Genomic DNA, 13,334 nt, shown 5'->3' with positions numbered 1-13,334 from the left:
GTTACACTTCAGGGTCTACAAGAATCGGCGACGCCACGCCCCACGCGCGGCGCAACAGGAGTGGGAATGAACTGGTTGAACGAGATGTTGCAGAGCGATCCGGACCCGCAGGAATCCCGCGAATGGATCGATTCCATGCAGGCGGTGATCGAGAAGAACGGCGCCCTGCGTGCTCACCAGTTGCTCGAAGGCATGGTGGAAGTCACCCGCCGCGCCGGCGCCTACCTGCCGTTCTCGCCGACCACCGAATACGTCAACACCATCGCGCCGCAGAACGAGGCCAAGAGCCCCGGTGACGCCGCGCTGGAATGGCGCATCCGTTCGATCATCCGCTGGAACGCGATGGCCACCGTCGTGCGCGCCAACCGCAAGCCCGGCGACCTCGGCGGCCACATCGCCAGCTTCGCTTCCGGCGCGACGCTGTACGACGTCGGCTTCAACCACTTCTGGCGCGCACCCTCCGAAAACCATCCGGGCGACCTGCTGTTCATCCAGGGCCACAGCGCGCCGGGCATCTACGCGCGTTCGTACCTGGAAGGCCGCATCAACGAGCAGCAGCTCGACAACTTCCGCATGGAAGTCGACGGCCAGGGCATCTCGTCCTATCCGCATCCGTGGCTGATGCCGGACTACTGGCAGACCCCCACCGTCTCGATGGGCCTCGGCCCGCTGGCGGCGATCTACCAGGCGCAGTTCATGAAGTACCTGGAGCACCGCGGCCTGATCGAGAAGTCCGACCGCAAGGTGTGGTGCTTCATCGGCGACGGCGAGAGCGACGAGCCGGAAACCCTCGGCGCGATCGCGCTGGCCGGCCGCGAAGGCCTCGACAACCTGATCTTCGTCGTCAACTGCAACCTGCAGCGCCTCGACGGCCCGGTGCGCGGCAACGGCAAGATCATCCAGGAACTCGAAGGCGTGTTCCGCGGCGGCGGCTGGAACGTCATCAAGCTGCTGTGGGGCAGCTACTGGGATCCGCTCATCGCGCGCGACACCAGCGGCGTGCTGAAGAAGCTGATGATGGAAACCGTCGACGGCGAGTACCAGAACTGCAAGGCGTTCGGCGGCAAGTACACGCGCGACAATTTCTTCGGCAAGTACCCGGAGACGGCGGCCATGGTCGCCAACCTGTCCGACGACGACATCTGGCGCCTCAACCGCGGCGGCCACGATCCGCACAAGGTCTATGCGGCCTACCACGAGGCGGTGAACACCAAGGGCATGCCCACGGTGATCCTGGCCAAGACGGTGAAGGGCTACGGCATGGGCTCGGCGGGCGAATCGCTCAACCCGACCCACCAGACCAAGAAGCTGGACGACGAAGCCATCCGCACGTTCCGCGACCGCTTCAACATCCCGGTCAGCGACAAGCAGCTGGAAGAATCGGCGCAGGTGCCGTTCTACCACCCGGGCGAGGACTCGCCGGAAATCCAGTACCTGAAGTCGCGCCGCGCCGCGCTCGGCGGTTACCTGCCGCAGCGTCGCCGCAAGGCCAGCGAGTCGTTCGAGACGCCGAAGCTGGAAGCCTTCGACCGCCTGTTGAAGAGCACCGGCGACCGCGAGATCTCCACCACGATGGCGTTCGTGCAGGGCCTGAACATCGCGCTGCGCGACAAGCAGGTCGGCCCGCGCCTGGTGCCGATCGTCGCCGACGAGGCGCGCACGTTCGGCATGGAAGGCATGTTCCGCCAGATCGGCATCTACGCGCCGTTCGGCCAGAAGTACAAGCCGGTCGATGCCGACCAGCTGATGTACTACCGCGAAGACCAGTCCGGCCAGGTGCTGCAGCAGGGCATCAGCGAGCCGGGCGCGATGTCGTCGTGGATGGCGGCGGGTACCAGCTATTCGGTCAGCAACGTGCCGATGCTGCCGTTCTACATCTACTACTCGATGTTCGGCTTCCAGCGCATCGGCGACATCGCGTGGCAGGCGGCGGACATGCGCACGCGCGGCTTCCTGCTGGGCGGCACCGCGGGCCGCACGACGCTCAACGGTGAAGGCCTGCAGCACGAAGACGGTTTCAGCCACGTCATCGCCGGCAGCATCCCGAACGTGCGCAGCTACGACCCGACCTTCGGTTTCGAAGTCGCGGTGGTCCTGCAGCACGGCATGCAGAAGATGCTGCAGGAGCAGGTGGACGAGTACTACTACGTCACCCTGATGAACGAGAACTACAGCCATCCGGAAATGCCGGCGGGCGCGGCCGAGGGCATCATCAAGGGAATGTACCTGCTCACCGATGCCGGCAAGCCGAAGAAGGGCGAGCTGCGCGTGCAGCTGATGGGCAGCGGCACCATCCTGCGCGAGGCGATCGCGGCGGCCGAGCTGCTGGACAAGGATTTCGGCGTCACCGCCGACATCTGGTCCTGCCCGAGCTTCAACGAGCTGCGTCGCGATGGTTTCGACGCCGAGCGCTGGAACCGCCTGAACCCGGAAGCGAAGACGCCGCGCAAGGCGTACGTGACGGAACTGCTGGAAGGCCGCCAGGGTCCGGTGATCGCCGCGACCGACTACGTGCGCGCCTACACCGACCAGATCCGCGCCTTCGTGCCGGCGGCGTACACGGTGCTGGGCACGGACGGCTTCGGCCGCAGCGACACCCGCGCCAACCTGCGCCGCCACTTCGAAGTGGATCGCTACTACATCGCCCACGCCGCCATCGCCGCTCTGGCAAAGGAAGGCAAGATGACCGGCAAGGACGTCGCCCGCGCGATCAAGCAGTACAAGATCGATGTGGAGAAGGCGAACCCGGTTACGGTCTGACCCCGGTCGCGGGTGACGGCATGGCGCTGACAGGGGATCACCTGCGCCGCTATGCCATCGCCCGCAGCCTGTTCAAACCGACCACCCTGCCACGGGCGATCCAGCGGCTGGGTTTCGTGCAGGCGGACCCGATCCGGGCGCCGGCACGCGCGCAGGACCTGACCCTGCGCCACCGCGTCGCCGGCTATCGCGCCGGCGACCTGGAGCGGCGGTATCCACGCCTGCCGCTGGAAGAAGACTTCTTCGTCAACTACGGTTTCCTGCCGCGCGCGCATCACCAGCTGATGCATCCGCGCACGGCCCGCGAAGCATGGACGCCCGCGCGCTGGAAGCAGGCGCGCGCGGTACTGGAGTTCGTCAGCGAACGCGGTACCGCGCATCCGCGCGAGGTGGATGCGCATTTCGGGCATGGCAAAACGACCAACTGGTTCGGTGGTTCGTCGAACGCGAGCACGCAGTTGCTGGACGGCTTGCACTACCGCGGCATGTTGCGGGTCGCGCGACGCGAGGGTGGTACGCGGGTCTATGCGCCACGCATCGGCGACGCGACGCCGGTCGCGATGTCCGATGCGGAGGCACGGCTGGATGCGTTGCTCGACATCATCGTCAACAAGTACGCGCCTTTGCCGGCGGCCAGTCTCGGCCAGTTGCTGGGTTATCTGCGTAGCGGCGTGCCGCAGTGGACGGGCCTGCGTGCGGCGGCGTTGAAGCGTGCGCGCCAGCGCTTGGGTACGGCACGGGTCGACGGGGTGGACTGGTACTGGCCGGCGGACGAGGATCCGCGTTCGCGGCGCTGGAAGCCGGACGACCAGGTGCGCCTGCTGACGCCGTTCGATCCGGTGGTGTGGGACCGGCGTCGCTTCGAGATGTTCTGGGGCTGGACGTACCGCTTCGAGGCGTACACGCCGGCACCGAAGCGGAAGCTGGGGTATTACGCGCTACCGGTGCTGTGGGGTGACCGGGTGATCGGGTGGGCGAATCTCAGTGTGGTCGAGGGGGAGCTAAGGTCGACGTTTGGGTATGTGGAGGGATATGGGCCGAGGGATACGGCGTTTCGTGCTGCGCTTAAAGCGGAGTTGGAGCGCCTTCGCATTTTCTTAGGGCTGCAAGAGTGATGCTGGCTAGATTGGGGTTGGCGTTAGCCACTAGTGTTGAAAAGAAGAGACGACCCCTAGGTCGCCTCTTCTTTCACAAGCGCATCGAGGTCTGAGTTGGATCGATGTCGCTTTGCTTGCGCTTCTTGATGCCGCTTTTTCTGTCTCGCTGAGCAATGGGGTTCGCGATACCCCAATAGGAGGCCGCCTGGCTCATTCCCATTCGAAGAAGCGTGTCGGCTCCCAAATCAATTCGCTGAGTAGGCTTCTTCGGTTTTGCGCCTAGCGCACGTAACACTTCAGAGGCGACGGCGCGGGCAAGTGGGGGGGGCACCGAGTTACCGATCTGACGAGCGCCGTGCCACTTGGTTTCATTGAATCGGAACCAATCCGGAAACCCATGCAGGCGCGCCATTTCGCGCACTGTGACGCAGCGATTCCACTTGTAGTGAATTGGCCGCGGACTGGTGAACGCCCCACGTGCCGCGTCAGTTCCAGCTCGCAACGTGTTGGAAACGCCATCGGACGGGAGTCGGAAGAACCTGGATACAGGCTCGACTTCACCTGGCTCTGTAGCAGCGAATCGGGCTCGGGAGATGTCGGTATGCTCCGAGCGCATGCTCGAAGTCAGCAAGTTGGGATTCCACTTGCGCTGATAGCCGTACGCCCACCCTTCGGGAACTTCGCAGCGCATGAGCTTGCCGTAAGCGCTAGTCGCCCCCCACTTCTTCACTTCGACTTCGTCACTGACGTTGAGCCGTTTGAAGCGCTCGGCATCGGGCAAGTCCTTCAAGGCGTCCGCGCACGTCGGCGCGCTGGGTTGGATAGCTTCGGCGCGGCCAGGCTTCGACGTAATCGGCGCAGGGTAGGAGGGCAGCTTGCGTCCTTTCTTTGCGCCAAGAAGGAACAGCCGCTGCCTGTCCTGCGGCACCCCGTACTCGCAAGCGTTGAGAACCTTCCAGCTTTCGACGACGTCATAACCAGCAGCGGAAAATTCTTGGATCAGCTCGTCGAGGAACTTACGGTGCCTGCCAACCGTCAAGCCCTTCACGTTTTCGAAGACGAAATACTCGGACTCTAATTCGCGAACGATGCGCACGAAATCCTTGACCAGCGAGTTTCGAGGGTCATCGATTGCTCGATGTCCAATCAACGAGAAGCCCTGGCATGGGGCGCCGCCGAACACGACATCGACCTTCTTTCTGCCAATGCCGGCCGCCTTTCGGATCATGTCGCCGGTCAGGTCGGTGACCGAGCGAGGGATCACCGCGCAGTGAGGGAAGTTGAATTCGTGGACCGCCGCGTGAACGGGGTCAATCTCCACGGCTGCAACGACATCAAAACCTGCTTGTTCGAAGCCTAGGCTGAGTCCGCCAGCTCCGGCGAAGAGGTCTATTCCGATGGGTCTTGTCATGTGCGCGAGTATAGGGCGAGAGCGTCGAGAAGTCGATCGGAAAAGGTCGTCCATTTGAGCCTCCTGCCCCATCCTAGGGCGGCAGGTATCATTGTCGCGACTTCTCTCAAATCTTGCGACTGGGAGGCTGCAGGGGCGTGGATAGGCTGAGTCCGGAGCGCAGAAGCTGGCTTATGTCCCGAATCAGGGGCGCTAACACAAAGCCGGAAATTGAAGTCAGATCAATGTTGCACAGGATGGGGTACCGGTTCCGCCTGCATCGGAGGGACCTGCCTGGAACGCCTGATATCGTCCTCCCTGGCCGCGGCACGGTCGTTTTCGTGCATGGTTGCTTCTGGCATGGCCACGTATGCAAGCGAACCAAGATGCCCAAGTCGCGAACCAAGTATTGGGTCGAGAAGATTGAAACAAACCGCAGCCGCGATTCACGAAAGCGTAGAGGGATAAGGGCGCTTGGTTGGAAGGTTGTGATAGTTTGGGAATGCGAACTCAAACGGCCGGACAAGCTGGCCAAAAAGTTGCAAAGGGCTTTGGGCGATTAGGAGCGGACAGTGGTCAAAGCGAAAGAACCTAAGGTGAAGAAGGAGAAGGCGCCGAATCGGTACTCCGAAATCATCTCGGAAGTCTTCCGGCGGCACCATAAGAGGGGGAAGCAGCGATTTGGTTTCGAGCGCAAAGAGTTCGCCGAGATCGCTGAAGAGAAAGGAATAGAGCTCCCCAAGAATCAGGGGGACACCATCTATTCGTTCAAATATAGGGCCACTCTCCCGACGTCCATCACGAGTACCGCGCCAGAAGGTTATGAATGGATAATCTCGGGTGCAGGAGTGTCGAAGTACGAATTCAGACTTGTTAGGCCTTTGAATATCTCGCCGCGAGAGCATCAGCTGGTTGTCAAGATTCCGGACGCTACACCCGAGATCATCGGGGCTCATGCGCTTGGCGACGAGCAAGCTTTGCTCGCAAAGGTACGCTACAACAGGCTCATCGATATCTTTCTTGGCATAACGGCCTCGTCCTTGCAGAACCATCTTCGAACTACGGTTAAAGGCATCGGGCAGATCGAGATCGACGAGCTTTACGTCGGAATTGATCGCAGTGGCAGCCAGTACGTCGTTCCGGTTCAAGCAAAAGGCGGTAAAGACAAGCATGGAAGGCAGCAGACCGAACAGGATATCGCCTGCTGTAGGGAGAAGTTTCCTGCATTGCGTTGCCGCCCGGTCTCGGCGCAATTCATGACAAGCAACAAGATCGCAATGTTCGAACTGACTGAGCAAGATGGTGACATTAGAGTCGTCTCGGAAGAGCACTATGAACTGGTGCCCGCATCTAGCATTTCTGCAGAAGATTTGGCTATTTACGCGGGCAAGAAGAAGACCTAGTTTCGTTAGAATCCCCCGCCAGCGAGCGTCGCCGCCGCCATCGCGTCGCGGCATTCCCTCACTGGAGTTCCTGCATGTCCCGACCCCTTGCGCCCGCCGGGCGCCTGTTTGCTGTCGCTGCCTTCCTTGAAGGATTCACCTGGGCCGGTCTGCTGATCGGCATGGCGTTCAAGTACAGCGCCGTCGGCAACGACCTGGGCGTGAAGATCTTCGGGCCGCTGCATGGTGGAGCGTTCCTGTTCTATGTCGTGGTCACCGCGCTGTCCGCGTTGCGACTGCGCTGGCCTTGGTGGGCCGCGCTGCTGGCATTGATCGTTGCCGTGCCGCCGCTGGTGACCGTGCCGCTGGAGATGTGGTTCCGGCGGATCGGCTTGCTAGGTCCGCGCGGCTGACGTGTGGGCATGGCGGGCCGGGGCCCGCCCTACGTGCGGCGCGTCCTTCGCATAGACTGCGGCGCTCGCCCTCTCGCTGCCGCTTATGAGCCCCCATCCCCGCTTGACCGAGTTGCGCCTGTTGCTGGGCATTGAGCGCAATACCACCCGCCATGGCGAGAAGTGGATATCGGGCATCGGCGCGTTGCTGGGCATCCTGGCGGTGTACGGACTGACCCGCTGGACGTTTCCGAGTGACGCCGCGTCCGCCGTCGGCGGCGCGCTGATGGTCACCTCGATGGGTGCGTCTGCCGTGCTGCTGTTCGCCGTGCCGCAGGGCGCGTTGTCGCAGCCATGGGCCGTGGTGGGCGGACACCTGCTGTCCGCCTTCATCGGCGTGAGCTGCCAGAAGCTGTTCCCCGGCCACGCCTGGACCGCCGCCCTCGCCGTGGGCCTCGCGGTGCTGGGCATGTACTACCTACGCTGCATCCATCCGCCGGGCGGCGCCACCGCCCTCGCCGCAGTGATCGGCGGCCCCGATGTGCATGCCCTGGGCTACGGCTACCTGCTGATGCCGATACTCATCAACGTCGTGGCCATCCTGTCCATGGCCATCGCCTTCAACGCGCTGTTCCCGTGGCGCCGCTACCCGGCCCACCTGCATCGCCGCCGCCAGGCCTCGCGCATCACCCAGCCCGCGCAACGCCAGTTCGAACTGACCCAGGAAGATTTCTCCGCGGCGATGGAGCAACTCAACTCCTACGTCGACATCACCACCGAGAACCTCACCGAACTGCTGGAACTCGCCAAGCAGCACGCCGAACGCAACATCACCCACCCCGACGCAATCCTCCGCGGCCGCTTCTACAGCAACGGCAAACTCGGCCGCTTGTGGAGCGTGCGCCATGTGCTGGAAGGCGAAGGTCCGGCACTGCAGTACCACGTCGTCGCAGGTGAACAGACGGGCAGCACGGGGACGAGCAGCCCTGACGAGTTCCGACAGTGGGCGCGCTTCGAAGTAGTGCTGCAGGACAATGGGCGGTGGGTGATTGCGGGATAACGCGGTTCGTTCCCTCTCAATCCGTCTCCGCCCCCCGCAACAACGCCATCGCCTGCGTCCGCGACTGCACGCCCAGCTTTTCGTAGATGCGGGTGAGTGTGTTGCGCACGGTCTTGTCGCTGATGAAGAGCGACGCGGCGATCTGCGCGTTGGTCTTGCCGGAGACCAGCGCCGCGACGATCTCGCGTTCGCGCGCGGTCAGGACATTCAAGTGCTCCTCGCCACGTGGCGCGCCGCCCAGGAATGCGAGCGCCTCCTGGCGGAAGCGCTCCCATGCCGGTTCGTGTTCCAGCAGTACGTGGTTGCGCGAGTCCAGCTCGACGAAGCGTGCACCGGGAATGCCGGCGGCGAGCAACCGGCCTTCCTCCAGCGGCACCACGCAATCCTGTCGCGCATGCAACACCAGGGTCGGTGCGGTGACTTGGCTGAGCAAACCGGTGACGTTGAGGTGCGCACGCGCTTCCAGCAGCGCGCCGGCCGCCTCGGCCGTGGTGGTGATGCGCGCCAGTTCGTTGAACCAGCGCACCTGCGCCTCGGTGGCCTCGGGAATGAAGCGCGACGTGAAGACCTGGCGGAACACCGGGTTCTGGTCCGTCCAGCCGACGCGCGCGATGTCGATGATGGCGCGATACAGCCGTGCCGCTTCATCGTCGTCGCGTTCGTAAGGGCCGCGCGCGTACGCGCCGTACAGCAGCAGCTTGGACACGCGTTGCGGATGCTTCACCGCATAGGCCACGCAGGCCGCCGCGCCCTGCGAGATGCCCATCAACGCGAACGGTTCGCGCAGGTCCGCGGCCTCCACCACCGCCTCCAGGTCGCCGAGCCAGTGGTCGAGCGTGAGGCCGCGCGCATCGCCGCCGCTCATCCCGCAGCCGCGTTCGTCATAGCGAAGCAGGCGGTAGTGCTCGCCGAAGAACCGCGACCAGTGGCGCCAGATCGGGCTTTCCAGGTCGTATTCCAGGTGGCTCAGCCAGTTGGCCGCCTTGACCAGTACCGGCCCGTTGCCCAGCGACGCCCAGGCCAGGCGCGCGCCATCGCCGGTGGTCAGGTAGCGGATCGCCTGCTGCATGCAGCCATCCCGATGGGGAGCCGGTCCGCAGTGTAGCCGGGACATTGCTCCCCTGCGGTGCGTGCGCGGGGCCACACGTCGGGACATTGCTCCCCTGCCGGCGAGGTGGTGCAGGGCGGACGATGGCGCATCCCCTTCCAGCGCCTTCCACGGTCCCCCGGCCGTGCCGCGCACCCCGTGAGGTCATCATGAAACGCACCCTGATCCTGCTCTACGGCGTGGTCTGCTACGCCGTGTTCTTCGCTACGTTCCTTTACGCCATCGGCTTCATCGGCAACCTGTGGGTGCCGAAGGGCATGGACGCCGCACCGACGGCGCCCTTCGCCACCGCGTTGCTGATCGACCTGGGATTGCTGGCCCTGTTCGCCGTGCAGCACAGCGTGATGGCGCGACCCGCCTTCAAGCGCGCATGGACGCGGTTGATTCCCGAGTCCGCGGAACGCAGCACCTACACGCTGATGTCCAGCCTCGCGCTGATCCTGCTGTTCTGGCTGTGGAGTCCGCTGGGCGGCACGGTGTGGGAGGTGCAGGACCCGACGGCGCGCGCCGTCCTGTACGCCGTCTACGCGTTCGGCTGGGCGCTGTTGCTGTACACGACGTTCCTGCTCAACCACTTCGACCTGTTCGGCCTGCGCCAGGTGTGGCTGCAGTTCCTCGGCCGGCCCTACACGCACCTGCCTTTCCGCACGCCCACTGTCTACCGCTGGGTGCGCCATCCGTTGTATGTCGCCTGGCTGCTGACGTTCTGGGCCACGCCGACGATGACCATGACGCACCTGCTGTTCGCGGTGATGACCACGGTCTACATCCTGCTCGCGATCCGCTGGGAAGAGCGCGACCTCGTCGCCGCGCTGCCGGAGTACGAAGACTATCGCCGGCGCGTGCCGATGCTGGTGCCCGGAACGCGCCGCTCGAGTGGATCGCCGGTACTCACCAGGTCGCAGTGAGTGCCTTGAATGGCCGGGCCACGCGCACGCCCTGGTCATCGAAGTCGGTCACTGTCTTGCCATCCACGGTGACCCGCGACGGCTTCGTGCGGCTCGGCCAACTGACCTTCAATGCGGTGTCCTTGCGCAGGCCCGGGCCTACGGTGATGCGCAGGGTCTGGCCCTGCTGGCGCGCGGCCATCGCCAGCGTGCCGTAGGCGGTCGGCAGGCCGTCCACGCGCAGGCCGTCGCCGGCGACCCAGGCCGGCGGCGTGCCGGGCAGCAGCGACAGCGCGTCGTCGCCTTCGTGCATCAGCATGCCGAAGATCGAACGCGCGTACTCCGAGCCGATCCACGTGTGCGGCATGTCGCCGAGGTAGATCGCGTGGCGCGCATCCGAGTACACCACTTCCGCCAGCACCTGCCACGGTGCGGGACGGCGGTGGCCGAGGAAACGCATCAGCAGCTCGTGCGCTTCCTGCGGACGGTTGAGGTGCACGTAGGTCAGCACGTTGCGGATTTCGTACGGCGTGTAGGCATACAGCGCGCCGGGGGTATCGCGCTTGCGCACCTCGTCGAGATAGCGGTCGAAGGTGGTCTTCAATGCATCGGCCGGCATCACGTCCTGCTGGCCGGCGGGGTCCAGGCCGATCGACAGGCTGGTGGGGTCGCTGCCACCCATGTCGGCGTCGGCGGGCACGTAGTCCACGCCCTTCCACTTCATCGTCGCGCGCAGCGAAGCGGCCATCGATGCGCGCAGCGCCGCGTACTGTTCGCGCGCCCATGCGGCGGTCTTCGCATCGCCCCACTGCTCGGCCAGCCACGCGCCGTCGTGCCAGCCCTTCAATGCCCAGTAGTCGTCCCAGTAACTGTGGGTGGGAACCGGATAGCCTTCGTGGCTGATCGACGGCGCGAGGATGCCGTGGAAACGCTCCGGCGACGGCTGGTCGGCGAGGTAGCCGGGCACCATCGTGCGTTCGCGCAACTCCTGCATGAACTTCATCGCGCGCGTCACCTTGTTCTGGTAGTCACGCACGCTGCGCGCACCGCCATCGAGGCGCGCGAGTTCGGCCACCAGCCAGATGAACTGCCCTTGGCTGTCGTACTCGATGTCGGAACCGAAACCCGTGTTGACCGAGCCGTCGTCGTTGAGGATCGGCGACACCAGGCCGTTCTCGTGCACAGCGTGTCCCGCGTACCACTGCAGGTAGTCGCGCGCCGTCTTCGGCATGCCCATGCGCACCAGCGTGGCGGCGGTGGCGGCGCCGTCGCGGATGAAGGAGCGGTTGTAGTTGCGCGGCCCCGGTTGCATGGCGTGGCCGCTCTGGTTGATCAGCATGTACGCCGCCTGCGCGCGCAGCATGTCGACCAACGACGCGTCCGGCAGCGACAGGCCGATGCGGCCCAGGCGCTTCTGCCAATCCGCGGCCACCTGGTCGGCGAGCGTGTCGAAGGCGCCTTCGCCGGTGAGCCCTTTCATGTCGATCGCCGGCGCGGCCGGTAGCGGCTTGGCGGGATCGATGCGCGCATCACCGAGGGCGAACCCGATGACGATGTCCTGCGTCGCGCCCGGCGCCAGTGCCACGTCGTAGCCGAGCTGACCGGCCGCCAGGCCCGTGTCGTCGTGCGCCTGCTGCGCATCGGGCAACGCGTTGGCCATCAGCAAGCCGGTGATCTCGCCTTCGCCATGCGCACCGAAGGCCGATGCGGACGCGCGCGTCACCGGCGTCAGCGACTGGAATAGCGTGCGCCCGTTGACCGCCACCTGCGCCGCATCGCCGCTGCCGACGGTGATGTCGCGGATCGGCGAGGGTCCGCCGTTTTGCCACGGCGGGCTGACCTGCATCGGCCGCGTCAGCAGGTTGAAGCTGCCGGCGACCGGCGTGGTGCCGGTGTTCCGCAGGCGATAGCGCACCAGCGTGACCGGCGCGCCGCGCTGCTCGAGCGCGATCGCCGCCGTCGTCAGTTCCAGGCCGGGCTGTGGCGACCACTGCACGGTCGGCATCGGCATCCAGCCGTCGCGCAACGCATGGGTGATGGATGTATCGGCGTTCGCTGCGCTCGCACGACCGCTGGCGTCGCGCCACACCGGCTGCACCAGCGGCGCGCCCTTGAAGGCTTCGACATGGCCGAATTCGTCGAGCACCGACTTCTGCCGGCCCGCGGGAATGCCGACCGCCGTCCAGTACACCTGCTGCTGGTGCAGCGACGAGGGGAACAATGCATGGTGTTCGCGCGAAGCGGCGAGTTCGTAGCGCTTCATCGCCGTCATCACCCGCTTCGGCCCGATCAGGCGCAGGCGCTGCAACGTCGGCGCTCGCGCGCCCTGGCCGCGCACGCTCAAGCGCAAGGCGGACAGCGTGCGGGCCTGGCTGTCGGCGAGGAAGGCGGTGCTGCCGTAGGCATTGGGATCTTCCGCCAGCACGATCCAGCGATCCGAGCCTGACTCGCGGCCTTCCAGCTTCGCCGCGCGCGGCGTGTCCTTCCACGCCACTTCCAGGCCGGCCACGGACAGCGGCTTGGGCAGGTCGATCTGCAGCTGCCGCATGCCGTCGGCCGCGGGCTTCGCGGTCATCGCATGCGCCTCGCCGGCATCGGACCACAGCGCGGCGGCATCGCCGCTCACGCCCGTGATGCGCGGTGTCTCGCCACCGGCGTACGGCTGGAACTCGAACACCGACACGCCCCAGTCCGCCGAGCGGTCCGGCGCAGTCAGGCGCAGGTAGCGCGCCTGCACCGTGGGGAACACGTCGTACTCGATGCCGCCCACGCCATCGCGCGTCTCGAATGCGGTGCGCCAATGTTCGCCGTCGTCGGACGCCTGGATCGAGTACGCGCGCGCGCCGCCCCATTCCCAATGCAGTTCCACCGCGCCGACAGAGACGCGCTTGCCGAAGTCGACCTGATACCAGTGGCCGGGCGAAAACGCGCCGCCCCACTTGGTCGCCGGGTCGCCGTCGATGCCCTTGGCCGGCGCCATCTCTACCGTGGTGCTGGCCGAGCTCGTCGCCTTCCAGGCCGTGCGCGGGGGCAGGGCGTCGGCCGAACGGGCCAGGGGGCTGACGGCCAACCCGATCGCCAGACCGAGCGACGCGAGGGCCAGGGGCGGGCGGACCGCGGGCGCGAAGGGGGTCATGGCGGAGCTCCAGAAGGCGGGCCATGCAGGCCGGGGGAGCGCCGGATACTAGGGATGAAAACGTTTACATGCTAGTTGCAGCGCACGAATCGCCGCTGATCGACGTGAGTTGATTGCAACCG

The 13,334-nt window shown here is 65.3% G+C and carries 10 protein-coding genes; 7 read left to right on the top strand and 3 right to left on the bottom strand.

Translation table 11 applies throughout. The features are described 5' to 3' along the window. The first annotated feature begins 66 nt into the window (after positions 1-66). Positions 67-2,760: a pyruvate dehydrogenase (acetyl-transferring), homodimeric type gene (gene aceE, locus BM365_RS09405; RefSeq protein ID WP_093488578.1), complete on the top strand. Its 2,694-nt coding sequence runs from the start codon at positions 67-69 to the stop codon at positions 2,758-2,760. Between the two features lie 20 nt (positions 2,761-2,780). Further along, entirely contained in the window at positions 2,781-3,875 is a 1,095-nt protein-coding gene (locus tag BM365_RS09400; protein ID WP_093488576.1) for a DNA glycosylase AlkZ-like family protein, read from the top strand. 73 nt (positions 3,876-3,948) lie between these two features. Here the strand turns inward: BM365_RS09400 and BM365_RS09395 are convergent, their stop codons facing one another. Continuing rightward, a complete protein-coding gene (locus BM365_RS09395) occupies positions 3,949-5,322 on the bottom strand; it encodes a DNA cytosine methyltransferase (protein WP_254772673.1) in 1,374 nt (457 codons plus the stop codon). A gap of 83 nt (positions 5,323-5,405) precedes the next feature. Here BM365_RS09395 and BM365_RS09390 point away from each other — a divergent pair, with 83 nt between their 5' ends. The 4 genes from BM365_RS09390 to BM365_RS09375 all read left to right on the top strand — a co-directional run bounded on the left by BM365_RS09390 (position 5,406) and on the right by BM365_RS09375 (position 8,081). Next, complete coding sequence (locus tag BM365_RS09390) at positions 5,406-5,810, top strand: very short patch repair endonuclease (RefSeq protein ID WP_093488572.1); 405 nt, start codon at positions 5,406-5,408, stop codon at positions 5,808-5,810. Between the two features lie 33 nt (positions 5,811-5,843). Next, positions 5,844-6,650 (top strand): endonuclease, encoded by an 807-nt coding sequence (locus tag BM365_RS09385; protein ID WP_093488570.1) that lies wholly within the window; start codon positions 5,844-5,846, stop codon positions 6,648-6,650. Positions 6,651-6,724: 74 nt separating this feature from the next. Next, positions 6,725-7,042, top strand: coding sequence for a DUF3817 domain-containing protein (locus BM365_RS09380; protein ID WP_093488568.1), 318 nt, complete (start codon positions 6,725-6,727; stop codon positions 7,040-7,042). A gap of 85 nt (positions 7,043-7,127) precedes the next feature. Further along, a complete protein-coding gene (locus BM365_RS09375; RefSeq protein WP_093488566.1) occupies positions 7,128-8,081 on the top strand; it encodes an HPP family protein in 954 nt (317 codons plus the stop codon). Between the two features lie 16 nt (positions 8,082-8,097). On the opposite strand, the gene BM365_RS09370 is transcribed toward BM365_RS09375, so the two are convergent. Beyond that, positions 8,098-9,150, bottom strand: a complete 1,053-nt coding sequence (locus BM365_RS09370; protein ID WP_139227392.1) for an alpha/beta fold hydrolase — start codon at positions 9,148-9,150, stop codon at positions 8,098-8,100. A gap of 188 nt (positions 9,151-9,338) precedes the next feature. Here BM365_RS09370 and mddA point away from each other — a divergent pair, with 188 nt between their 5' ends. After that, positions 9,339-10,097: a methanethiol S-methyltransferase gene (mddA, locus tag BM365_RS09365; protein WP_093488562.1), complete on the top strand. Its 759-nt coding sequence runs from the start codon at positions 9,339-9,341 to the stop codon at positions 10,095-10,097. On the opposite strand, the gene BM365_RS09360 is transcribed toward mddA, so the two are convergent. Next, positions 10,081-13,212, bottom strand: a complete 3,132-nt coding sequence (locus BM365_RS09360) for a discoidin domain-containing protein (protein ID WP_093488560.1) — start codon at positions 13,210-13,212, stop codon at positions 10,081-10,083. The two genes, mddA and BM365_RS09360, sit on opposite strands and share 17 nt — an antisense overlap. Positions 13,213-13,334: the final 122 nt, after the last annotated feature.

The sequence above is a fragment of the Pseudoxanthomonas sp. YR558 genome (assembly GCF_900116385.1).
In the GTDB taxonomy this organism is placed as follows: domain Bacteria; phylum Pseudomonadota; class Gammaproteobacteria; order Xanthomonadales; family Xanthomonadaceae; genus Pseudoxanthomonas_A.
This window is presented reverse-complemented; position numbering and strand designations above follow the sequence as displayed.